Below are 20,468 nucleotides of genomic sequence, written 5' to 3'. Positions count from 1 at the left end.
AATATGCATCAGCTGAACATCTCAGCCGCCGCTGAGGGCGACGTCAACCCCCTTGTTCCCAATGGCTGGGAAATGCTGGTTGTCTTCGTTGGCTTCGCCATCCTCTTTTTCATCGTGGTCAAGTACGTTGTCCCGATGTTCGAGAAGACCTTCGCCGAGCGTGCCGAGGCCATTGAAGGCGGCATCGCCAAGGCTGAAAAGGCCCAGGCTGAGGCGTCTGCTGCACTCGAAGAGTACAAGCAGCAGCTGACCGACGCCCGCACCGAAGCAAACCGCATCCGTGAGGAAGCCCGCGCCGAAGGTGCCCAGATCCTCGCGGATCTCAAGGAGAAGGCGGCAGCAGAGTCTGCCCGCATCACTGCGCAGGCCCACGCACAGATCGAATCAGAGCGCCAGGCGGCCGTTGTGTCCCTGCGTGCCGAGGTCGGCACCCTGGCCACCACCCTGGCAGGCCGCATCGTGGGCGAGTCCCTCGATGACGACGCCCGTGCAGCACGGGTCGTGGACCGTTTCCTGGCAGATCTGGAGTCCCAGAACGCAGGTGCAGCTAAATAATGGCAGGCGTATCGAGCGAATCGCTGGCAACAGCCCTGGCCGCCTTGGAAGCGAAGCTTCCGACCGCGTCGCTGCAGCTGGCAAAGGAACTCTTCGGAATTCTGGGAATGGTGGACAGCTCGGCTGGTTTGCGCCGTGCCCTGACTGACCCCTCCCGCAGCGGCGACGAGAAATCGGCGCTGGTCAGGCAGCTGGTTGGCGGAAAAGTCTCCGCTGATGCGGCTGAAATCGCGGGCGGACTGGCCAGCTCACGCTGGGCATCGGCGCGCGACATCGGCGATGCACTCGAGACTCTTGCCGCAACGGTGGTCATTTCCGTTGCTGAAAACAAGTCGGCCGTTTCTGCCTCCGGAATCACTGGCCTGGAAGAGCTGGAAAACGACCTGTTTTCCTTCAACCAGGCTGTTGCCTCCAGCCACGAGGTACAACGTGCTCTGTCCGAACCGCAGGCCAGCGCGGCAGCCAAAGCTACCCTCGCGGAGCGGCTGGCGCCCGGCGCCAGCGAAGAAGCCCGGGTGCTCATCACCCAGGCCGTCACCCAGCCCCGCGGCATCAAGCCCACCCGGCTGGTGGAACGGTTTGCCGAACTGGCGGCCAAGCGGCAGCAGCGCTGGATTGCAACAGTCAGCGTGACCCGGCCCTTGTCGGAGACGCAGCTGGCACGCCTCCAGGCGGGCATGAACGCACTGTACGGGCGGGAATTGAAGGTCAACGTCATTGTTGACCCGTCGCTCATTGGCGGAATCCGCGTCCAGGTGGGCGACGAGGTACTCGATGCCTCGGTCCTTACCCGGCTGGGAGAACTGCAACGCCAGCTGGCCGGCTAGCCGGACAAGCACAACCAAACTGATAGAAACCCCGGTCACCGTTTGCGGTGATCACAAACAGGAGAGCAGGGACTGCAGATGGCCGAATTGACCATCAACGCCGACGACGTCCGTAATGCGCTGAACGAGTTCGCGGCGTCCTACGAACCCGGGAACGCAGAGCGCGTAGAGGTCGGCCGCGTAACCACCGCAAGTGACGGCATCGCCCGTGTTGAGGGCCTTCCCTCGGTCATGGCGAACGAGCTGCTGCGCTTCGAGGACGGCACCCTGGGCCTGGCCCAGAACCTTGACGTCCGCGAGATCGGCGTCATCATCCTCGGTGACTTCACCGGCATCGAAGAAGGCCAGGAAGTCCACCGGACCGGACAGGTTCTGTCCGTTCCCGTTGGCGACGCCTTCCTCGGCCGCGTTGTCGACCCGCTGGGCGTGCCCATCGACGACCTCGGCGAGATCAAGGCCGAGACCACCCGCGCGCTGGAGCTCCAGGCTCCCGGCGTGACCCAGCGTAAGTCGGTCCACGAACCGATGCAGACCGGCCTGAAGGCCATCGACGCGATGATCCCGATCGGCCGCGGCCAGCGCCAGCTGATCATTGGCGACCGCCAGACCGGCAAGTCCGCGATCGCGATCGACACCATCATCAACCAGAAGGCCAACTGGGCTTCCGGCGATGTCACCAAGCAGGTCCGCTGCATCTACGTCGCCATCGGCCAGAAGGCGTCCACGATTGCCGCCATCCGCCAGACCCTTGAGGACAACGGCGCGCTGGAGTACACCACCATCGTGGCTTCTCCCGCGTCCGACCCCGCAGGCTTCAAGTACCTGGCACCGTACGCCGGTTCGGCCATCGGCCAGCACTGGATGTACGGCGGCAAGCACGTCCTCATCGTGTTCGATGACCTGTCCAAGCAGGCTGAGGCCTACCGTGCAGTGTCCCTGTTGCTCCGCCGCCCGCCGGGACGCGAAGCCTACCCGGGTGACGTCTTCTACCTGCACTCCCGTCTGCTGGAGCGTTGTGCCAAGCTCTCCGACGAGCTCGGTGCCGGCTCCATGACGGGCCTGCCGCTGATCGAGACCAAGGCGAACGACGTCTCCGCCTACATCCCGACCAACGTCATCTCCATCACCGACGGCCAGATCTTCCTGCAGTCGGACCTCTTCAACGCCAACCAGCGGCCCGCTGTGGACGTTGGCGTCTCGGTGTCCCGCGTTGGCGGTGCCGCCCAGGTGAAGTCCATGAAGAAGGTCTCCGGTACTTTGAAGCTGGACCTGGCCCAGTACCGCGACATGCAGGCGTTCGCCATGTTCGCATCCGACCTGGATGCTGCGTCACGCCAGCAGCTCACCCGTGGCGCCCGCCTGATGGAACTGCTGAAGCAGGGCCAGTACTCACCGTTCCCGGTCGAGGACCAGGTTGTTTCCATCTGGGCCGGCACCAACGGCTACCTGGACGACGTTCCGGTCGAGGACATCAGCCGGTTCGAGGCTGAGTTCCTTGAGCACCTTCGCCACAAGTCCTCGATCCTGACCACGCTGGCACAGACCAACGTCCTGGACGATGACACCGTTGCAGCTCTGAAGTCCTCGATCGTGGACTTCAAGAAGGGCTTCTTCGGCGAGGGTGACAACCACCTGGTAGGCGCCGGCCACGAGGAGCACGACGCTATCTCCGAGGGCGAAGTCGACCAGGAAAAGATCGTCAAGCAGAAGCGCTAGTTCCGCACCGCCGGGTGTGCCGGGCCGCAAAGGCCCGGCACACCCGGCGACGGAATGTTAGGAAAGGATAAGTATGGGAGCCCAGATCCGGGTCTACCGCCAGAAGATCAGCTCGACCACGTCGATGCGCAAGATCTTCAAGGCGATGGAACTGATCGCTACCTCGCGCATCGGGAAGGCCCGTGCGCGCGTAGCAGCTTCACTGCCTTACGCGAACGCGATCACGCGCGCCGTTTCTGCTGTCGCCAGCCAAAGCGAAATCGACCACCCGCTGATCACTGAGCCGGAGCAGATCCGCCGCGCCGCAGTCCTGGTAATCACCTCGGACCGCGGCCTGGCAGGTTCATACTCGGCGAGCGTCCTCAAGCAGGCGGAAGGTCTCAACGAGCTGCTCCGCGCCGAAGGCAAGGAAGTCAAGACCTATGTCGTGGGCCGCAAGGCCCAGGCCTACTTCGATTTCCGGAACCGCGAGTATGCGCGGGTCTGGACCGGAGGAACCGACGCACCCGAGTTCGCTACTGCCCGTGAAGTCGGCGCAGCGTTGCTGGCAGAATTCGCGACCGACTTCGAAGACGGCGGCGTGGACGAGATCCACGTTGTCTACACCCGCTTCAAGTCCATGGTCACCCAGGAGCCGACGGTCATCCGCCTGCTCCCGCTTGAAGTAGTGGAAGAGCAGGCCCAATCCGAATCGGATCTCCTGCCGCTGTACGAGTTCGAACCGGAAGCGGAGCGTGTCCTTGACGCCCTGCTGCCGCGCTACATCGAATCCCGTATCTTCGCAGCCATGTTGCAGGCAGCAGCTTCCGAGCTCGCCGCCCGCCAGCGGGCGATGAAGTCCGCAGGCGACAACGCAACGGACCTGATCAAGAAGTACACGCGCCTGCGCAACACGGCCCGCCAGGCCGAGATTACGCAGGAACTCTCCGAGATTGTTGCCGGCGCGGACGCCCTCGCGTCCTAGCCTGCACCTCCCCGGTTCCGCGTAACCAGCACCACCACAGATAAACTTAACCCCACGCCATCTACTGAATGAAGTGAGAGAGATGACTGCCACTGCTACCGAACACGTAGCCGCAACGTCCGGTGCAACCGGCCGTATTGCGCGCGTAATCGGCCCGGTTGTCGACGTCGAATTCCCGGCTGACGCAATCCCGTCGATCTACAACGCCCTCACCACCGAGATCACTCTCAACGGTGAGACCAAGACCATCACGTTCGAGACCTCCCAGCACCTGGGCGACAACCTCGTGCGCGCCATCTCCCTGCAGGCAACCGACGGCCTGGTCCGCGGCACCTCCGTGGTGGACAGCGGTGCCCCGATCTCCGTGCCTGTCGGCGACGGAGTCAAGGGCCACATCTTCAACGTGCTGGGCCAGCCCCTGGACGTTGCCGAGTCGGAACTGGACATCAGCGAACGCTGGCCGATCCACCGCAAGGCCCCGAGCTTTGCTTCGCTCGAAGGCTCCACCGAGATGCTGGAGACCGGCATCAAGGTCATCGACCTCCTCACCCCGTACATCAAGGGTGGAAAGATCGGCCTCTTCGGCGGCGCCGGCGTGGGCAAGACCGTCCTGATCCAGGAAATGATCACCCGTGTTGCCCGCAACTTCGGTGGTACTTCCGTGTTCGCCGGTGTTGGCGAGCGTACCCGTGAGGGTAACGACCTCTGGGTGGAAATGGAAGAGGCAGGCGTCCTCAAGGACACCGCCCTTGTGTTCGGCCAGATGGATGAGCCGCCGGGAACGCGCCTGCGCGTAGCCCTGTCCGCCCTGACCATGGCGGAGTACTTCCGCGATGTCCAGAACCAGGACGTGCTGCTGTTCATCGACAACATCTTCCGGTTCACCCAGGCCGGTTCCGAGGTATCGACCCTGCTGGGCCGCATGCCCTCCGCCGTGGGCTACCAGCCCAACCTTGCCGACGAGATGGGCCTCCTGCAGGAGCGCATCACCTCCACCAAGGGCCACTCCATCACCTCGATGCAGGCCATCTACGTTCCCGCTGATGACTACACCGACCCGGCTCCGGCGACGACCTTCGCGCACCTGGATGCGACCACGGAACTTTCCCGTGAAATCGCATCCCGTGGCCTGTACCCGGCTGTTGATCCGCTGACGTCCACGTCCCGAATCCTGGATCCCCAGTACATCGGCAAGGACCACTACAACACGGCTGTCCGCGTGAAGCAGATCCTGCAGAAGAACAAGGAACTCCAGGACATCATCGCCATCCTCGGTGTCGATGAGCTCTCCGAAGAAGACAAGATCGTGGTGTCGCGTGCGCGCCGCATCCAGCAGTTCCTCTCGCAGAACACCTACACCGCCAAGCAGTTCACGGGTGTTGAGGGCTCCACGGTTTCCATCAAGGACACCGTTGAAGGCTTCTCGGCGATCTGCGACGGCGAACTCGACCACATCGCGGAGCAGGCGTTCTTCAACGTCGGTGGCCTCGATGATGTTGAGCGCCAGTGGGCCAAGATCCAGGAACAGACCAAGTAATATGGCTGAGCTTGAGGTTGAGATTGTCGCAGCGGACCACTTTGTGTGGTCCGGAGCGGCCAAGATGGTCAAGGCCCGCACCAGTGATGGTGAAATCGGAATCCTGCCCGGCCACTCGCCCCTGCTGGCGATCCTGGCCGAAGGTGAACTGGCCATCCAGCCAGTGTCAGGGGACCGGATCGCGGTAGATGTTGACGGCGGGTTCTTCTCCGTGGACAACAACCGCGTGGTCATCGTTGCTGACAACGCCCAGCTGGGCGGCTCGGCTACCGCTGGGATCCGCTAGCACGACCTTGATGGACGCACCGGGTATTTCGTTCATCGCACTGGCAATCGTGTTCGGATTGCTGATTTTTGCACTGTGCCTTTCGGGGGTGCGCCGTTTCAATTTGCGGCGCGCCCTCGGCACCGTGGACGCCTCCATTTGCGTTGCTGGTAACAGCTGGCAAATGGGGGTTTGTCGTTATCAGGACAATGACCTTGAGTGGTTCCGGTTGATCTCACTGAGCGTCCGCCCGAAATACACCTTCAAGCGCAGTTCGCTGGAGCTCCTGGGCAGGCGAAAGCCGACCGAGGCCGAGGCCATCAAGGTCCAACCGGATGTGGTTATCGTCGAACTCCGCTACGAGGGACAGGACCTGCACCTGGCCATGAAGTTCGACGCGTACACGGGCCTTTCCTCATGGCTCGAAGCGGGCCCCGTCATCGGCGTAGGGACCTGGCGCTAGCCACGTGGACTGGCTGTCAGACATTCGGCTTACGGACGGGCCCCTGTTTGGGACTGTCCTGGTATTGGGATTAGGCGGGGCGGCCTACCTCCTGGTACCACCTCCGCGTGCCTGGGAAACAGCGGACCTACGGATCCGCGCCTGGGCAATCCGTGTTTTTGTTGCCATCGCCTCAGCCTTCGTCCTGGTGGCAACCGTCCACTGGATCATGATCAACGTCCTTACCGTCTTTCCGGAGGACATCCCGGAGCCCGTTCTGCTGTGGTTCGTGCCGGGTGTTTCGGCCGTCATCCTTGGCATCATGAGGCTGCCGCGGACCTCCTGGACCCATTACGGGAGCGGATTCCTCGCGGCGCTCCTGGTGGTGGCCCTCTCTACCCTCCAAATCAATGCCTACTTCGGACTGAACCGGACTGTCAGCGACTTGCTGGGAACCGCTTTGGCCCGGATACCCGCGCTGGAACAGGAGCTCATGCGCCACCCCGGTGAATCCGATGGCGTGTCCCTCCAGGGCTGGAAGCCCGCCGGCGACCTGCCTGCCGGCGGTGTCCTGCGTAAGGCAGCCATCCCGGGAACGCTGTCCGGGATGAGCAACCGCGATGCCTATCTCTACCTTCCGCCGGCCTACTTCGCTGCCAACCGTCCCGCCCTGCCGGTGCTTGTCCTGGTGGCGGGCCAGCCCGGCGGCCCCGCGGACTGGCTGACGGGCGGCGCCATCCGTGGCCACATGGATTCGTTTGCCGCGGCGCACGGGGGAGTGGCCCCGGTGGTGGTCATCCCCGATCCCAACGGATCACAGTCCGCCAACACCATGTGCATGGACAGCAAGATCGCGAAAGCGGACACCTACCTCTCGCAGGACGTGCCGCGATGGATCAGTTCCACCCTGGCCGTTGACACCAACCACAGCCACTGGGCCGTGGGTGGATTCTCTTTCGGCGGCACCTGTGCCATCCAAATGGGAACCAGGCACCCGGATGTCTACGCGGACGTGCTCGGATTTTCCAGCGAAGCCGAGCCCGCCATCGCCAAGGAGCGGCAAAAGACCATTGACGCAGCCTTTCCGGGGAACCCGGACGAATTCATCAAGCAGACTCCACTGGAGATCATGAAACACCAACGGTTTGAGACCAGCGGCATGTACCTGACCGCAGGCCAGAACGATCCGGAGTTCGTGGGGAACCTCCACACGCTCGCGGCGGCGGCCAAGGACGCCGGCTTTACCGTGCAGGCCTACGAGGTGGAACACACCGGACATTCCTGGGACACGTCCTCAAAGCGCTTCGGTGACGCCTTGGCATTCCTCGGCAGCCAATGGGGGCTGAAGTGGTAAGCACCACGAAACCGGACCGCACGGTGGCGTTGATGTGGGCCACTGTGGGCCGTCCGGCAATGCACCAAACCCTTGAAACCCTCAAATCCATGCCGTTCACCTTGGGCGTCGTGGCTGTGTTCCTGGCGGCAGCCGCCGTGACGGGAAGCTTCCTGGACGGCCCGCCGGAACAACTCCTGGGACTTGCCTCGGTCAGCGGTCCCGGCCTTCGTGGCGGGCAATGGTGGTCCCTCTTCACCAGCATGTTCTTTGCCACCAACCCGCTGGCTTACCTCACGGCGTCGTTGATGATGATCCTGCTGCTGGGCCTGGCCGAACGCAAGCTGGGACGCCGCGCCGCCGTCGGCCTCTATTTCGGCGGCCAGTTCGCGGCAGTGACCGTCTTCCTCCTGGTCACCCAGGTGGCCGTATATGTTGGCGACGGCTGGCTGGACCAGATGGCGGACGATATCTTGATCGGCCCCTACGCCCCGATCCTGACCGCCGGGCTGGCGGCCAGTGCCCGGATCACTCTGCTGTGGCAGCGCCGGCTCCGGACCGCGGTGTTGTCCGTGTCGATCCTGCTGGTGCTCTACGTTGGCCACGCGGAGACGGTGATCGGCCTCATCGGGGCCCTCCTTGGCCTCCTGGCGGGCTGGTGGATCCAGGGCGACCAGGGGCGGCTCCACCGGCACCGTTCCACCGGCCGCGAAACCAGGAACCTCCTGGCCCTGACCGTCGCGGTCTTTGCCGTGGGGCCGATCCTGACCGGGATCACACGGGCTCCCACCGGCCCGCTGGCATTGCTGCGCGACGTCGTCCTCAGCCCGATGCCCACGCTCAGCCAGTTGGTGTTCAACTGCGGGGCAACGGTGGATGCCTCCTGCCTGGAAACCGGCAGGGCAGGGTTTGCCGGGCCGTTCGGCCTGGCGCTGGCGGTGGTGCCGGTCATCCTGCTGCTGATCTGCGCGGACGGCATGCGCCGCGGCCGCCGGCTGGCCCTCAACATTGCCCTTGCCATCCAGCTGGCCGTGACGGCCTTGGCAGCTGTCTACCTGGCCCTTTTCGCCCTGGTTCCGTCACGCCTTCAGGGCACCCACTCGACGCCCCTGTCATCGGCCTTTGCCCACGTGCTTCCCCTCGTCATCGTGCCGCTGCTGCTCGCAATCATCCTGTGGCTTAACCGCCGCCAGTTCCGCGTGCAGACGCGGCCCGGCGCCCGGCGGACGCTCGCTGCAGTGGTCTGCGGCACCTGGCTCGCCCTGGCAAGCTCCTACACCGTGGCGTGGTTCCTCTCGGGTGGCCTTGCCCGTGACGGGGGTTTGCTGGGACTCTTCGCCGAATTGGCGCGGCAGTACGTGCCGGTTCCCATTCCGCAGCATTTCCGCCGCGTTTTCGCGGAGCGCGACAGCGCCGAGACGCTGCTCTTCGCTTACTCCGGACCGGTGTTCTGGATTGTCGCCCTGGTGGCTGTGTGGTGGGTCCTCATTGGGCGGCACCACGGCCTCGGCTTTGGCCGGCAGGACCGGGACCGTGCCCGCGAGCTGCTTCACCAGGGCGGCGGACCCCTGTCCTGGATGGCCCTGTGGGAGCCCAACACATATTGGTTCAGTCCGGACGGCGCCGGCGCCATGGCCTTCCAGCAGCACGGGACCGTGGCATTGACCCTGGGCGGAGCCATCGGCGACCGCAGGGCCGAGCAAAGGGTGACCGAAGGGTTCCTGGATTACTGCCGCACCCAGGCGCTGATCCCTGCGCTCTATTCATGTGACGACACCCTGTGGCCGGCGCTGCGGGAGCGGGGCTTCTCGCGGGTGGCAGTGGCGCAGGAAACGCGGCTGCGGCTCAATGAGCTCGAGTTCAAGGGCAAGGAGTGGCAGAACGTTCGGACCGCGCTCAACCGGGCCTCGAAGCTCGGCGTCCACGCCGTGTGGGGCTCCTACCATTCACTGCCTGCCGCACTGCGTTCGCGGCTCAATGAGGTGTCGGAAGAGTGGGCGGCCGGGAAATCCGTGCCGGAAATGGGCTTCACGCTGGGGGGAGTGGACGAGCTCGACGACGAGGAGGTCCTGTGCTGCCTGGCGGTGGACGGCAATGGTACCGTCCACGGCGTTACCAGTTGGCTTCCCGTGTACGACGACGGCCGGCTGGTCAGCAGGACGCTTGATGTCATGCGCCGCGGCAGCGAGGGTTTCCCGGGCGTGATGGAGTTCCTGATTGCATCCGCGGTCCTGGAGCTGAAGGATTCGGTGGACGTCATTTCCCTGTCCGGCTCGCCACTGGCCAGCCGGCCGGAGGAGCACGGAGGGCAGGCCGATGCGGGGGAGGACGCCGAAGCAGACGCCGGCGCCACCGATGAGGGGGCACAGAACCTGGTGCGCATCCTGGACCTGGTGGGCCACGCGCTGGAGCCGGTCTACGGGTTCCGGTCGCTGGCAGCGTTCAAGTCCCGGTTCAAGCCGGAGTACCGCGCGCTCTACTTGTATTACCAGGACCCCCTCCACCTGCCGGCCATTGGCAGGGCGCTGACCCGGGCCTACCTTCCCGGCCTCTCGCTGGCGCAAGGTGCACGCCTGGTCCGCAAACTGGTCACCTGAGCGCGAATACGGCGGGCGGCCGCCGGGCACCTCGACGCTCCCCACGTACGCAAATGCAGATGATCCCCGGCATTCCTGCCGGGGATCATCTGCATTGCTGGACGGCCGCCATGCGGCCGCGCCGGGTGACTAGACGAGCGTTACGCCGGTAGCCTGGGGACCCTTGGCGCCCTGGCCGATCTCGAACTGAACGCGCTGGTTCTCGTCGAGGGTCTTGAAGCCGCCGGTCTGGATCTCGGAGTAGTGAACGAAGACATCGCCGTCGGAGTCATCCGGGGTGATGAAGCCGAAGCCCTTTTCAGCGTTGAACCACTTCACAGTTCCCTGTGCCATTTATTTCTCCTCATTGTGGAACTTTTTAAGAACGGCACACCTCGCGCCGACCTTGGTCACTCCGCGAGAAGAATCCTGGATTGCCTTGCCACAAAAGGTCCGGCGCTGCAGGAGCTTCGCGCTCGCAACATGTCTTGCGAGCATGAAAAACACCTACACAAAGACTGAGACCAGAATTTCATGCCCGTTCCCGCAGGTCAACGGCCCGAACACGAAAATGCATAAAATTTAGGTAAAAACCAGGTGACAATGATGCTCCGGGATTTCAGACCGAGTATTAGGTGCCCAAAGCAACGGGCCGTCGGGTCAGAAAAGCCGGGATTCGCTGTCGTCCACCCCGCGCATGGCGTCATAATCCAGCGTCACGCAGGCGATGCCGCGGTCATTGGCGAGCACCTTGGCCTGTGGCTTGATCTGCTGGGCCGCAAAGATGCCGCGGACCGGCGCCAGCAGGGGATCGCGGTTGAGCAGCTCCAGGTACCTCGTCAGCTGCTCCACACCGTCGATGTCGCCGCGCCGCTTCAGTTCCACGGCCACGGTGGCGCCATCGGCGTCCCGGGCCAGGATGTCCACCGGTCCGATCGCGGTGAAGTACTCGCGCCGGATCAGGGAATACCCCTCACCGAGCGTCTCTATCTGCTCGGCCAGGAGCCGCTGCAGGTCTGCTTCGACGCCGTCCTTGATCAGTCCCGGATCAACCCCGAGGTCGTGGGAGGACTCTGTGATCTTCTCGTGGATATTGATGATGAGCCGGTCGTCCGTCTTGGCCGACTGCACGGTCCATTGCTCCACCACGCCAAGTTCCAGGTCCACCTCATCGGGGGAGGAAACCCGCAGCGTGGCCGGCGGGCTCATCCAGTTCAGCGGCTTGTAGGAGCCGCCGTCCGAATGCACCAGCACCGAGCCGTCGGCCTTGACCAGCAGGAGCCTGGTGGCCAGGGGAAGGTGGGCTTTGAGCCGGCCAACGTAATCAACGGAGCAATGGGCTATGACGAGTCGCACGCCGTACAGACTACCGCGTGGAACCGTACGGGCCATGCCGACGACGGACGGCCGGGAGTGCGTGGAGGCGCGGGCCGGCGGGCGGCTGGGGCAGAATGGATGCATGCCGCGTTCGAACCGTCCCCGCCGTCCTGTATCCGGTAAGGGCGCTTCGGCCAGGGGAGCAGGGCGCAAGGGACAGGAGGTCCCGGAACTTGACCTGGAACGGGCCCGGGCCGGCATCGCACGCCGGGAGAGCGCCCCGGACGGCGAATGGATGGTCCGCACCATGACCGCCAAAAACGCGGAGAAAACCTACATTTGCCCGGAGTGCTCCACGGCCGTCCTGCCCGGCGTTGCGCACCTGGTGGTCTGGAAAGACGACCACCTCTTCGGGGCGGCGGCCGGCCTTGCCGAACGGCGGCACTGGCACACCAACTGCTGGATGTCCCGCAGCTACCGGTACCGCTGACCGCGCGGGCGGCGCCGCCTGCGCACCCCGCCGTCCGGGCTTCGGCCACCCGTTGGTCGCTAAGCTGGAAACCATGACTTTTGATCCGGCGTCGTTCCGCTTCACCCAAGCCCAGGGTCCCGCACCCATCCGTGCTTCCACGGTCCTGCCCGCCCGGCGGGAGAACATCGAGCTGCAGACCGCGGACGGCCACACCCTGGTGGGCGAACTGGCACTGCCCGAGAGCGGCCCGGTCATCGCCACGCTGATTACCCTCCACCCGCTGCCCACGCACGGCGGATTCATGGATTCCCACGTCTACCGCAAGGCCTCCTACCGCCTCCCGGCGCTGGCCGGCATCGCCGTCCTTCGGTTCAACACCCGCGGCACGGCCTCACCCCGCGGCACCAGCAGCGGCGGATTCGAGGAAGGCATCGGGGAACGGTACGACGTCGAGGCGGCCGTACGTTTCGCCGTCGACCGCGGGCTGCCCAACCGGTGGCTGGTGGGCTGGTCCTTTGGAACGGAACTGGCGCTGATGTACGGCGCCGTGGAGCCGGTGGCCAGCCAGATTGAAGGTGCGGTCCTGCTCTCGCCTCCGCTGCACCGGGCCACGGACAAGCACCTGCAGCAATGGGCCGAATCCGGCAAGCCCCTCACCGTCCTGGTGCCGGAGCACGATGACTTCCTCCAGCCGGCCGAGGCCGCCGGGCGCTTCAGCCTGGTGCCCCAGGCGGACGTCGTGGGCGTGGCCGGCGCCAAGCACCTGTGGGTGGGCGAGAAGTACGCCGCACGTGTCTTGAACGACATCGTCGCCCGGGTCAGTCCCGAGGGATCAGCAACGCCGCTTCCGCAGGAATGGGATGGCCCGACGGCGACCGCCGCGTCCTGAGGTCGCATCCAGGCGGTCCCGCCCCCGGATTGCGTCGGGGTCCGCTAGTGCTGGTCCTGGCGCGCGATGTAGATTTCGCGGAGCAGGAGCAGCACGGCGGCCGCCGTGGGGATCGCAATCAGGGCGCCCAGGACTCCCAGCAGACTGCCGCCGGCGATGACCGAGATCACCGCCACGGCCCCCGGGACCGCCACTGCCTTCTGCATGATGCGCGGCGAGATGAAGTAGGCCTCGAACTGCAGGTAGGCGAAGTAGCAGATCGCATAGACCGCGGCTGTCTGCCAGCCCTGCGTGAGTGACACCAGGGTGACCACGATGCCCGCGATCATGCCGCCCACCAGTGGAATGAAGGCGAGCAGCACCACCACAAACGCCAGCAGCAAGGCGAACGGTACACCGACAATCGACATCACGATGAAGGCGAATGTGGCGTTGAGCAAGGCGACGCAGGCCTGGCCGATGACGTAGTTGCCCACCGAACGGGTGATTTCCTCCGACAGGGCGGCCACCCGCTTCCGGCGGGATCGCGGTGCCAGGCGGTAGCCCCACTTTTTCATGGCCGGCAGCGCCGCCAGGAAATACAGGCTCAGCACCAGCACGATGAGGGTGCCGAAAAGGCTGTTGGCAAGGGTCGAACCAAATCCGACGACGCCGCCGAAGATGCCACCCATGGCTGCCGGATCGTTCACGAATTTGTTCAGTTCCTCGGTGATGCGGTCCCTGACCCCGAACTGGTCATCGACGCTGCGGAAGAAATCCGAATCCATGAAGCTGCGCACCCAGTCCGGTGCTTGGCGCACGATTTCGGAGACCTGCTCAACGATCGTGGGGATCAGGGTGGCGAAAAACCCGACGACGGCGCCCATCAGCACGGCCACCGAAACGAGGATTCCGGCGGGCCGGGGAATCTTCCGGTTCTCAAGCCAACCCACCACCGGTTCCAGGCCCAGGGCGATGAACAGCGCGGCAACAATCCAGAGCAGCAGCTGCGTGGTGTGGGATCCGATCCAATACACCAGCAGGGCCAGGCCCACACCGACTGTTCCCATGAATCCCATGTACAGCGGATGCTGGGGAGACATCCGCGGCCCGGGATGCCCGAACTGCGGCTCGTCCTCGTCGTCGTACTCCCGCTCGGGAGCCTGGCCGCCGAACTCCGGCGGCATCTCGAACCGAAGCCGGGGCTGGGCGCCGGGCAGCGGCTGGCGGAGCCGGCGGACCACCTGGCCGAGGGCCGCTGCGGCGCCGCCCCGCCGTCGGGCCGCTGCCATGGCATGGGGAGCCGGGACAGCCCTGCCCGGATCCCCGGAATTTTCGGCTGCCGGGGAGGACGGGTCCGTCTTGTCAGTCACTGGTTTTTGGGGCCTGTTCCGTGTGTGGCGCCGTCTTCGCGGGCCGCTGTGATGATCATCGCAAACACTATCAGCAGGCTTGTCAGCACCAGCCGACGGCGCCGCCGGAGCACCTCCGGACTGCCCGCTTGAACCCAGGATTCGGGGTCCCTGGTAACAAAAAGGTTACTATTGAAGGTAAACCCCCGCTGATGATAGGTGTTTCCCTTGCGTTTAAAGACTGCAGCCGCACTTGTGCTGCTCGGCCTCCTGACACTTTTGGCCGGCATTGGCCAGAGAACCATCTGGGCTCCATCCGAGACTTTCACCGCGTCCCTGCCGGCCAACGCCGCCGCGGCCCCGCTGACTGTCATTGACCAGAAGCTGCGCACCTTGCACGGCGGAACCGTCAAGATCTCGGTCCAGGGCGACGGCAACTTCATGCTGGCAACGGGCCGGCCCGACGACGTCAGCGCGTGGGTCGGCAAGACCGCCCACAACACCATCAACGGGGTCTCCGAGGACGGAAAGTCCCTGCAGGTTGAGCATGCCGACGGCGACGCCACGGCGCCCAACCCGGCGGGCTCGGACCTCTGGGCGTCCACCGAGAATGCCAGCGGTCAACTGGACTACACCTGGACTCCGCCGGCTGACGGCGACTGGAGCCTCCTGCTTGCCTCCGACGGCACCAAGGCGGCCCCGGCATCGGTGTCCATGACCTTCCCGAACGACACATCCACCCCGTGGGCCGTTCCGCTGATGGTCATCGGCGGATTGCTGATGGTGGGCGGCATTGTGCTGGCTTTGGTGTCTGCGCGGACCAAGGACGGCGAAGGCCGCGACGGCGGCAGCGGCTACGCCCGGCGGGCCCGCGCCCGTTCGCAGGCGCAGTCCACCACCAAGGCCACCATGGTCGCCGCAGGTGTGGCAGCTGTGGTCCTGGCGGGATCCGGCACCGCCGCACAGGCGGCAAGCCCCAGCCCGCAGCCGTCGGGCAGTGCGTCGTCACCGGCGGCCAAGGACGGCACCGGCTCTCCGGTCCTCCTCGAAGCCCAGTTCCGGCGCATCCTGGAGCAGGTCTCGAGCGCGACCGACGCAGGGGACGCCGCCAAGGATGCGGCGAAGCTTGCCGACCGCGTGGCCGGACCCGAGCTGGAGATCCGGACCCAGAACTACAAGATCCGTTCCCAGGTGGGCTCCTACGAGCCCCGCATGCCTGTCCGCTCCACCAAGCTGCTGACCACCGTGATCACCAGCGACCGGGACTGGCCGCGGCAAGTGCTGGCCGTGACCCAGGGCGACGGCAACGTCGTGCCGCAAATCCTGACGCTGGTCCAGCAGTCCCCGCGGGAGAACTACAAGCTGATGGAGACCACCCCCCTCCAGCCGGGCACCACGTTCCCTAACATCAGCCGCGGAGGGACCGAGACGCTGGCCGCCTCGGACAAGACCGGACTGCTCTACAGCGGTGAGGAAGCTATGTCCGGCCTGGCGGACAGGCTCACGTCAGCGGACTCCCCGTTCAAGGACAAGCTGGTCGAGGGCCAGTCCTCGCCGTACATCGCCGACACCCTGTCCTACCAGGCAGAGGTGGTGAAGGCCGGCGAGAACGGCAACTTCTCCTTCACCCACAAGGTGGTGCCGGAAAGCACGGTGGTGTTCCGTACCTCCGACGGCGGGGCCCTCGTCCTGGGCCGCATCAACTTCGGCTTCGAGGGCACCCCCAAGGCTGCCGGTGACAAGCTCAGCATCGGCGACGATGCGGCAGCCCTGGCCGGCGGCAAGGAAACCAGTACCGGCATGGTCTTGAGCTTCGCCGAATCCATGGCCGTCTACGTGCCGCCGGCAGGATCCTCGGACCCGATGAAGCTCGTCGCCGCAACCCGCGGCCTGGTAGGCGCCAGCTTCAAGTAGGCCCTCGACCGTATTACCACCGGCAGCGGCCGGAGTGGCTAGAGTGGGAAACATGAGTTCGCCAGCTTCCCGCCCAGTCCCTCCTGCCGCTGCCAGCCTGCTTAACCTGCGCGGCGCCGTCGACCTTTCCTCGCTGAAGCGGCCCGCAGCTCCCGCGGCGCCGTCCGGCCCGGCAGCCGGCTCGGGCCCGGCGCCTGGCCAGGAGGCGCCCGCAGGCGGAGCGGAGCTCACGGTCAACGTCACCGAAGCGAACTTCCAGCAACTCGTTGAACTCTCCGCCCAGGTTCCGGTCGTATTTGCCCTGTGGGCTTCCTACTCACCGGAATCCGGCAGGATGCTGGAGACCCTCGAACGCGTGGTTGCCTCCTTCGGCGGCCGCCTGGTCCTGGGCGCCGCGGACATCGAAGCCTTCCCGCAGCTTGCCCAGGCCTTCCAAGTGCAGGCCGTCCCCACCGCTGTCGCCGTCCTCAAGGGGCAGCCGGTGCCGCTCTTCCAGGGCGCCGCTGACGAACAGCAGGTGCGCAGCCTGTTCGACGAGCTCCTCAAGGTGGCGGCCGCCAACGGTGTGACCGGAAGTCTCGACGGCGGTCCGGCGGGAGAGCAGGAGCCCGCGCCGCTTCCGCCGCTGCACCAGGCCGCTTTCGATGCCATCGAAGCCGGCGACTACGCCGCCGCCGCGGAGGCTTACCGCCAGGCCTTGCGGGAAATGCCCTCGGACCACGAGGCCAAAGCCGGGCTGGCACAGGTGGAACTGATGGACCGGCTGCAGCCGCTGTCCGCCCAGGACAGCGAGGCCCTCCGCGCCCGGGCGGCGAACGAGCCGGATAACCTTGATGCGCAGCTGGCGGTGGCGGACCTGGACGTGGCGGGCGGCCATGTGGACGATGCCCTGAACCGCCTCGTTGCGTTCATCGGCAGGAACTTCGGCCCGGAACGGGAAACAGTCCGCGTCCGGCTGCTGGAACTGTTCGACGTCGTGGGCGCCGGAGACGAGCGCGTCGCCAAGGCGCGCCAGGCGCTCGCACGAGTGCTGTTCTAGTGCCTGCCCTGTTCCAGCCCCTGGCCTTGAGGTCGCTCGAGCTGCAGCACCGGGGCTGGGTATCGCCCATGTGCCAGTACAGCTGCGATCCCGACGACGGCCCGGGGGTTCCGAACGACTGGCACCTGGTGCACCTGGGGGCTTTTGCGACGGGCGGCGCGGCGCTGATCCTCACCGAAGCGGCAGCCGTGAACGCCGAGGGCCGGATCAGCCCCCGCGACGCCGGGCTGTACAACGACGAGCAGGCCGGAGCCTGGCAGCGGATCACCTCGTTCGTCCACCGGAACGGCGCCGCCGATGCCAAGATCGGCGTCCAGTTGGCCCACGCCGGACGGAAGGCGTCCACGTATTGGCCGTTCTCCGGCAAGCAGGGCAGTGTCCCGGCCTCGGATGGCGGCTGGCAGACCTTGGGCCCCTCCGAAACCGCCTTCGAAGGGTACGCCGCCCCTGCGGCCATGACCGTGGAGCACATCCGCGGTGTCATTTCCGACTTCGCCGCCGCGGCGGTCCGCGCCGTGGACGCTGGCTTTGACACCGTAGAGATCCACGCCGCGCACGGCTACCTCCTGCACCAGTTCCAGAGCCCGCTGATCAACAAACGCGACGACGAGTGGGGCGGTGACGAAGCCGGCCGGAACCGGCTGACCCTGGCGGTGATCGACTCCGTCCGTGCCGTCATTCCGGATTCCATGCCCTTGCTGCTCCGGATCTCGGCCACCGACTGGGCTCCCGGCGGGGTGGACCTGGCCGCTTCGGTCCGGTTGGCCCGAGAGGCCGCGGCCCGTGGCGTGGACCTGGTGGACGTCTCCAGCGGCGGGGCGGTCGCGCACCAGCAGATCAAACCGGGCCTGGGCTACCAGACAGGATTCTCCGCAGCCATCCGGCAGGAGGCGCACGTGGCCACGGGGGCGGTGGGACTCCTGACCACCCCTGGCCAGGCCGAGCATGCCATTGCCACCGGACAGGCAGACGGGGTCTTTATCGCCCGGGCGGCCCTCCGGGACCCGCACTGGTGGCTGCGCGCGGCCTTCGAACTCGGCTACGACATTACGTGGCCGCCGCAGTACGAGCGCGCCGTGCCGCGGCGTTCCTTCTGACGGCCGCCTGAGCCCATGGACAACCGGCAGCCGGACCACAGCCTGTCTTCCGCTGACCGCGCGCTTGAAGCCGGCATCCTTGAGCTGCTGGCGTCACGCGCCGCGACGTCCAGCATCTGCCCGTCCGACGCCGCCCGCGCGGTGGGCGGGGCCGACTGGCGGGGACTGATGGAGGCCGCGCGCCAGGCCGCGCGCCGGCTGGTGGAAGCGGGAGAGGTGGAGGTCACCCAAGGCGGTGCCGTCGTGGATCCGGCGTCAGCCAAGGGCCCTATCCGCATCCGCAGGGCCCGGTAAGCGCAACGCACCGGTACGGGGTCAGCCCAGCAGGTCATCCACATAGCACCAGCGCCACTGTTCGCCGGGTTCGATGCTCCGCATGACGGGGTGCCCGGTTTCCTTGAAGTGGCGGCTGGCGTGCCGTCCGGCGGACGAGTCGCAGCAGCCCACCTGGCCGCATGCCAGGCACATGCGCAGATGCACCGGTGTGGTCCCCTCCCGTTCACAACCCGCACAGGCAGGGTTGTCGGGGACCGGGGACAGCATGGCCGCCGTCAGGTGGTCGCAAACGCCCCCGGGTTGGGCCAATCCCTCGCCGCCGCCGGCGTCAGTGGCGGAATCGAGCTCGTTGAGGGACGCGTCCAGCATGGACTCTTCGATGTCCAGCCGCTCGAGGACCTCGCTGAGGACTTCGTGGGCGAAGTCCCCGCCGCGGCGCAGTTCCAGGACCTTGTCCCGTTCGGCTTCCAGCATGGCCATCCGCAGCTGGGCGTAGCGCTGGCTGGGCGTGGTGGACTCCGCCCCCGGCCGGCCCAGGCGTTCCCAGGCGGCCAGGCCCCGCTCCTGCGTCCGGCGCCGCAACATGTCCATGACCTCCGGGGGATCGCTCTCGCGCCGCAGCTGGTCCAGGCGTTCCATTCCCGCGGCGGTGGCTAGCTGCATCAGTGAGGCCTGGTTCAAGGCATCCTCACGCCTGTCCGGTCCGGGCAGGCCCAGGGCCCGGACCAAGGCAGGCAGCGTGAATCCCTGCAGCACCAGGGTGCCGGCCACTACCACCATGGCGGCCAGGACCAGCACGTTGCGGTGCTCCAGGTCATCGGGCAGCGTCAGGACGGCGGCCAGCGTGACCACACCGCGCATGCCCGCCCAGGACACGATGGCCGGAAATTGCCAGGGCGGCGCTGGGTCCGCCCGCCGTACAGAGGGGATCAGGCGCGGCAGGTAGGTAGCGGGGAAGACCCAGACCGGGCGCAGCACCAGGACGGCCAGCAGGATCACGGCGCAGCCGAGCCACACGCGGCCGGCGCCCAGGGAGTCGTCCTGGACGCTGTCGATAATGGTCCGGACCTGCAACCCGATCAGCAGGAACACCGCGTTCTCCAGGAGGAACTGCACGGTGTCCCAGTTGCTCCGGGCACTTTGCCGGGCTGCACCGTTGGGCATCGAGGGTGCTTTGGTGCCCATGACCAGGCCGGTGACGACGACGGCGAGCACCCCTGATGCGTGGATGGCTTCGGCGGGGAGGAACGCAACAAACGGAGCCATCAGCGACGCCGAGGTGTTGATGGCGACGTTGCTGATCCGTTTCCGGATTTCGGTGAGGACGTACGCGGCGGCGAGGCCCACCACCAGCCCGCCGCCGGCGGCCAGCACGAACCCTCCGGCCACGTCCAGGGCTGAGACGGAGCCGGCGATGGCCGCGACGGCGGCCCGGAGGCAGACCAGCGCGGTGGCGTCGTTGAGCAGCGATTCGCCTTCGAGGATGTTGACGATCCGCCGGGGCATGCCCACCTTCCGGGCGATGGCGGTGGCGGCCACCGCGTCCGGGGGTGCCACCACCGCGCCCAGCGCAATGGCGGCGGCCATCGGGATCTCCGGGAACAGCAACCACACCACCAGCCCGACGGCCAGGGTGCCGAAGATGACATACCCGACGGACAGGAGGCCAATGGACCGGCGGTTCGATGTGAAGTCGAACAGTGATGTCCGGAACGCCGCCGCATACAGCAGTGGAGGCAGCAGGCCCACCAGCACCAGTTCGGGATTCAGCTCAACGGGGGGAATGAAAGGCAGGAACGAGCCCGCCACGCCGGCCAGGACCAGCAGCAGCGGCACGGGGATATTGAATCTGCGGCCGATGGCGCTGGCGGCGCACACCACAGCAACGATGACCAGCAGGCCCAGCGCAATGTCCATG

The 20,468-nt window shown here is 66.1% G+C and carries 19 protein-coding genes; 15 read left to right on the top strand and 4 right to left on the bottom strand.

The annotated features are described in order from the left end of the window. The first annotated feature begins 3 nt into the window (after positions 1-3). From C563_RS0100745 to C563_RS0100705, 9 genes are all read left to right on the top strand, one after another. Entirely contained in the window at positions 4-555 is a 552-nt protein-coding gene (locus C563_RS0100745) for a F0F1 ATP synthase subunit B (RefSeq protein ID WP_018760122.1), read from the top strand. Continuing rightward, positions 555-1,382, top strand: coding sequence for a F0F1 ATP synthase subunit delta (locus C563_RS0100740; protein ID WP_018760121.1), 828 nt, complete (start codon positions 555-557; stop codon positions 1,380-1,382). The genes C563_RS0100745 and C563_RS0100740 overlap by 1 nt, the downstream gene beginning before the upstream one ends. Positions 1,383-1,460: 78 nt before the next feature. Then, positions 1,461-3,098 carry a F0F1 ATP synthase subunit alpha gene (atpA, locus tag C563_RS0100735; RefSeq protein ID WP_018760120.1) on the top strand — a complete coding sequence of 546 codons (1,638 nt, stop codon included), beginning with the start codon at positions 1,461-1,463 and terminating at the stop codon, positions 3,096-3,098. A gap of 73 nt (positions 3,099-3,171) precedes the next feature. Continuing rightward, positions 3,172-4,062 carry a F0F1 ATP synthase subunit gamma gene (locus C563_RS0100730; RefSeq protein WP_018760119.1) on the top strand — a complete coding sequence of 297 codons (891 nt, stop codon included), beginning with the start codon at positions 3,172-3,174 and terminating at the stop codon, positions 4,060-4,062. Between the two features lie 82 nt (positions 4,063-4,144). Continuing rightward, positions 4,145-5,599 carry a F0F1 ATP synthase subunit beta gene (gene atpD, locus C563_RS0100725; protein ID WP_018760118.1) on the top strand — a complete coding sequence of 485 codons (1,455 nt, stop codon included), beginning with the start codon at positions 4,145-4,147 and terminating at the stop codon, positions 5,597-5,599. A 1-nt stretch (position 5,600) separates the two neighbouring features. After that, positions 5,601-5,885 (top strand): F0F1 ATP synthase subunit epsilon, encoded by a 285-nt coding sequence (locus tag C563_RS0100720; protein ID WP_018760117.1) that lies wholly within the window; start codon positions 5,601-5,603, stop codon positions 5,883-5,885. Positions 5,886-5,895: 10 nt separating this feature from the next. Next, positions 5,896-6,327 (top strand): DUF2550 domain-containing protein, encoded by a 432-nt coding sequence (locus C563_RS0100715; protein WP_018760116.1) that lies wholly within the window; start codon positions 5,896-5,898, stop codon positions 6,325-6,327. A gap of 4 nt (positions 6,328-6,331) precedes the next feature. Further along, on the top strand, positions 6,332-7,660 hold the full coding sequence (locus C563_RS0100710) for an alpha/beta hydrolase (protein ID WP_018760115.1): 1,329 nt from the start codon (positions 6,332-6,334) through the stop codon (positions 7,658-7,660). Continuing rightward, the gene (locus C563_RS0100705) at positions 7,642-10,236 is read left to right on the top strand and encodes a phosphatidylglycerol lysyltransferase domain-containing protein (protein ID WP_018760114.1); all 2,595 of its coding nucleotides are present in this window, start codon (positions 7,642-7,644) and stop codon (positions 10,234-10,236) included. The genes C563_RS0100710 and C563_RS0100705 overlap by 19 nt, the downstream gene beginning before the upstream one ends. Positions 10,237-10,365: 129 nt before the next feature. Here the strand turns inward: C563_RS0100705 and C563_RS0100700 are convergent, their stop codons facing one another. Next, positions 10,366-10,569 (bottom strand): cold-shock protein, encoded by a 204-nt coding sequence (locus C563_RS0100700; protein WP_011692441.1) that lies wholly within the window; start codon positions 10,567-10,569, stop codon positions 10,366-10,368. A gap of 306 nt (positions 10,570-10,875) precedes the next feature. After that, complete coding sequence (gene nucS / locus C563_RS0100690) at positions 10,876-11,571, bottom strand: endonuclease NucS (protein ID WP_026264238.1); 696 nt, start codon at positions 11,569-11,571, stop codon at positions 10,876-10,878. A gap of 103 nt (positions 11,572-11,674) precedes the next feature. On the opposite strand from nucS, the gene C563_RS0100685 reads away from it, so the two are divergent. Together C563_RS0100685 and C563_RS0100680 are read left to right on the top strand one after the other, a co-directional pair. Continuing rightward, positions 11,675-12,022: a hypothetical protein gene (locus C563_RS0100685; RefSeq protein ID WP_018760111.1), complete on the top strand. Its 348-nt coding sequence runs from the start codon at positions 11,675-11,677 to the stop codon at positions 12,020-12,022. Positions 12,023-12,095: 73 nt separating this feature from the next. Next, on the top strand, positions 12,096-12,893 hold the full coding sequence (locus C563_RS0100680) for an alpha/beta hydrolase (RefSeq protein ID WP_018760110.1): 798 nt from the start codon (positions 12,096-12,098) through the stop codon (positions 12,891-12,893). A 44-nt stretch (positions 12,894-12,937) separates the two neighbouring features. Here the strand turns inward: C563_RS0100680 and C563_RS0100675 are convergent, their stop codons facing one another. Further along, entirely contained in the window at positions 12,938-14,245 is a 1,308-nt protein-coding gene (locus tag C563_RS0100675) for an AI-2E family transporter (protein WP_018760109.1), read from the bottom strand. Between the two features lie 234 nt (positions 14,246-14,479). Between C563_RS0100675 and C563_RS0100670 the strand changes: the two genes are divergently transcribed. Genes C563_RS0100670 through C563_RS0100655 form a run of 4 tightly spaced genes read left to right on the top strand, consistent with a single transcriptional unit; the run spans position 14,480 to position 18,568 of the window. Next, a complete protein-coding gene (locus tag C563_RS0100670; RefSeq protein WP_018760108.1) occupies positions 14,480-16,138 on the top strand; it encodes a hypothetical protein in 1,659 nt (552 codons plus the stop codon). A 52-nt stretch (positions 16,139-16,190) separates the two neighbouring features. Further along, positions 16,191-17,177, top strand: coding sequence for a tetratricopeptide repeat protein (locus tag C563_RS0100665; RefSeq protein WP_026264236.1), 987 nt, complete (start codon positions 16,191-16,193; stop codon positions 17,175-17,177). Beyond that, entirely contained in the window at positions 17,177-18,274 is a 1,098-nt protein-coding gene (locus tag C563_RS0100660) for an NADH:flavin oxidoreductase/NADH oxidase (protein WP_018760106.1), read from the top strand. The genes C563_RS0100665 and C563_RS0100660 overlap by 1 nt, the downstream gene beginning before the upstream one ends. A gap of 15 nt (positions 18,275-18,289) precedes the next feature. Beyond that, complete coding sequence (locus tag C563_RS0100655; protein ID WP_018760105.1) at positions 18,290-18,568, top strand: DUF3253 domain-containing protein; 279 nt, start codon at positions 18,290-18,292, stop codon at positions 18,566-18,568. Positions 18,569-18,589: 21 nt separating this feature from the next. Here the strand turns inward: C563_RS0100655 and C563_RS0100650 are convergent, their stop codons facing one another. Further along, positions 18,590-20,467 (bottom strand): Na+/H+ antiporter, encoded by a 1,878-nt coding sequence (locus tag C563_RS0100650; RefSeq protein ID WP_018760104.1) that lies wholly within the window; start codon positions 20,465-20,467, stop codon positions 18,590-18,592. Between the last annotated feature and the right edge of the window lies 1 nt (position 20,468).

Origin of the sequence: Arthrobacter sp. 135MFCol5.1, assembly GCF_000374865.1 — a bacterium.
Taxonomy (GTDB): domain Bacteria; phylum Actinomycetota; class Actinomycetes; order Actinomycetales; family Micrococcaceae; genus Arthrobacter.
This window is presented reverse-complemented; position numbering and strand designations above follow the sequence as displayed.

What these genes read in the sequence shown, in the direction of transcription:
- C563_RS0100730 (WP_018760119.1), top strand. Translation starts at nt 3,172, where the DNA reads ATGGGAGCCCAGATCCGGGTCTACCGCCAGAAGATCAGCTCGACCACG.
- C563_RS0100655 (WP_018760105.1), top strand. Translation starts at nt 18,290, where the DNA reads ATGGACAACCGGCAGCCGGACCACAGCCTGTCTTCCGCTGACCGCGCG.
- C563_RS0100705 (WP_018760114.1), top strand. Translation starts at nt 7,642, where the DNA reads ATGGGGGCTGAAGTGGTAAGCACCACGAAACCGGACCGCACGGTGGCG.
- C563_RS0100715 (WP_018760116.1), top strand. Translation starts at nt 5,896, where the DNA reads ATGGACGCACCGGGTATTTCGTTCATCGCACTGGCAATCGTGTTCGGA.
- C563_RS0100745 (WP_018760122.1), top strand. Translation starts at nt 4, where the DNA reads ATGCATCAGCTGAACATCTCAGCCGCCGCTGAGGGCGACGTCAACCCC.
- C563_RS0100650 (WP_018760104.1), bottom strand. Translation starts at nt 20,467, where the DNA reads ATGGACATTGCGCTGGGCCTGCTGGTCATCGTTGCTGTGGTGTGCGCC.
- atpA (WP_018760120.1), top strand. Translation starts at nt 1,461, where the DNA reads ATGGCCGAATTGACCATCAACGCCGACGACGTCCGTAATGCGCTGAAC.
- C563_RS0100665 (WP_026264236.1), top strand. Translation starts at nt 16,191, where the DNA reads ATGAGTTCGCCAGCTTCCCGCCCAGTCCCTCCTGCCGCTGCCAGCCTG.
- C563_RS0100740 (WP_018760121.1), top strand. Translation starts at nt 555, where the DNA reads ATGGCAGGCGTATCGAGCGAATCGCTGGCAACAGCCCTGGCCGCCTTG.
- C563_RS0100685 (WP_018760111.1), top strand. Translation starts at nt 11,675, where the DNA reads ATGCCGCGTTCGAACCGTCCCCGCCGTCCTGTATCCGGTAAGGGCGCT.
- C563_RS0100680 (WP_018760110.1), top strand. Translation starts at nt 12,096, where the DNA reads ATGACTTTTGATCCGGCGTCGTTCCGCTTCACCCAAGCCCAGGGTCCC.
- atpD (WP_018760118.1), top strand. Translation starts at nt 4,145, where the DNA reads ATGACTGCCACTGCTACCGAACACGTAGCCGCAACGTCCGGTGCAACC.
- C563_RS0100700 (WP_011692441.1), bottom strand. Translation starts at nt 10,569, where the DNA reads ATGGCACAGGGAACTGTGAAGTGGTTCAACGCTGAAAAGGGCTTCGGC.
- C563_RS0100720 (WP_018760117.1), top strand. Translation starts at nt 5,601, where the DNA reads ATGGCTGAGCTTGAGGTTGAGATTGTCGCAGCGGACCACTTTGTGTGG.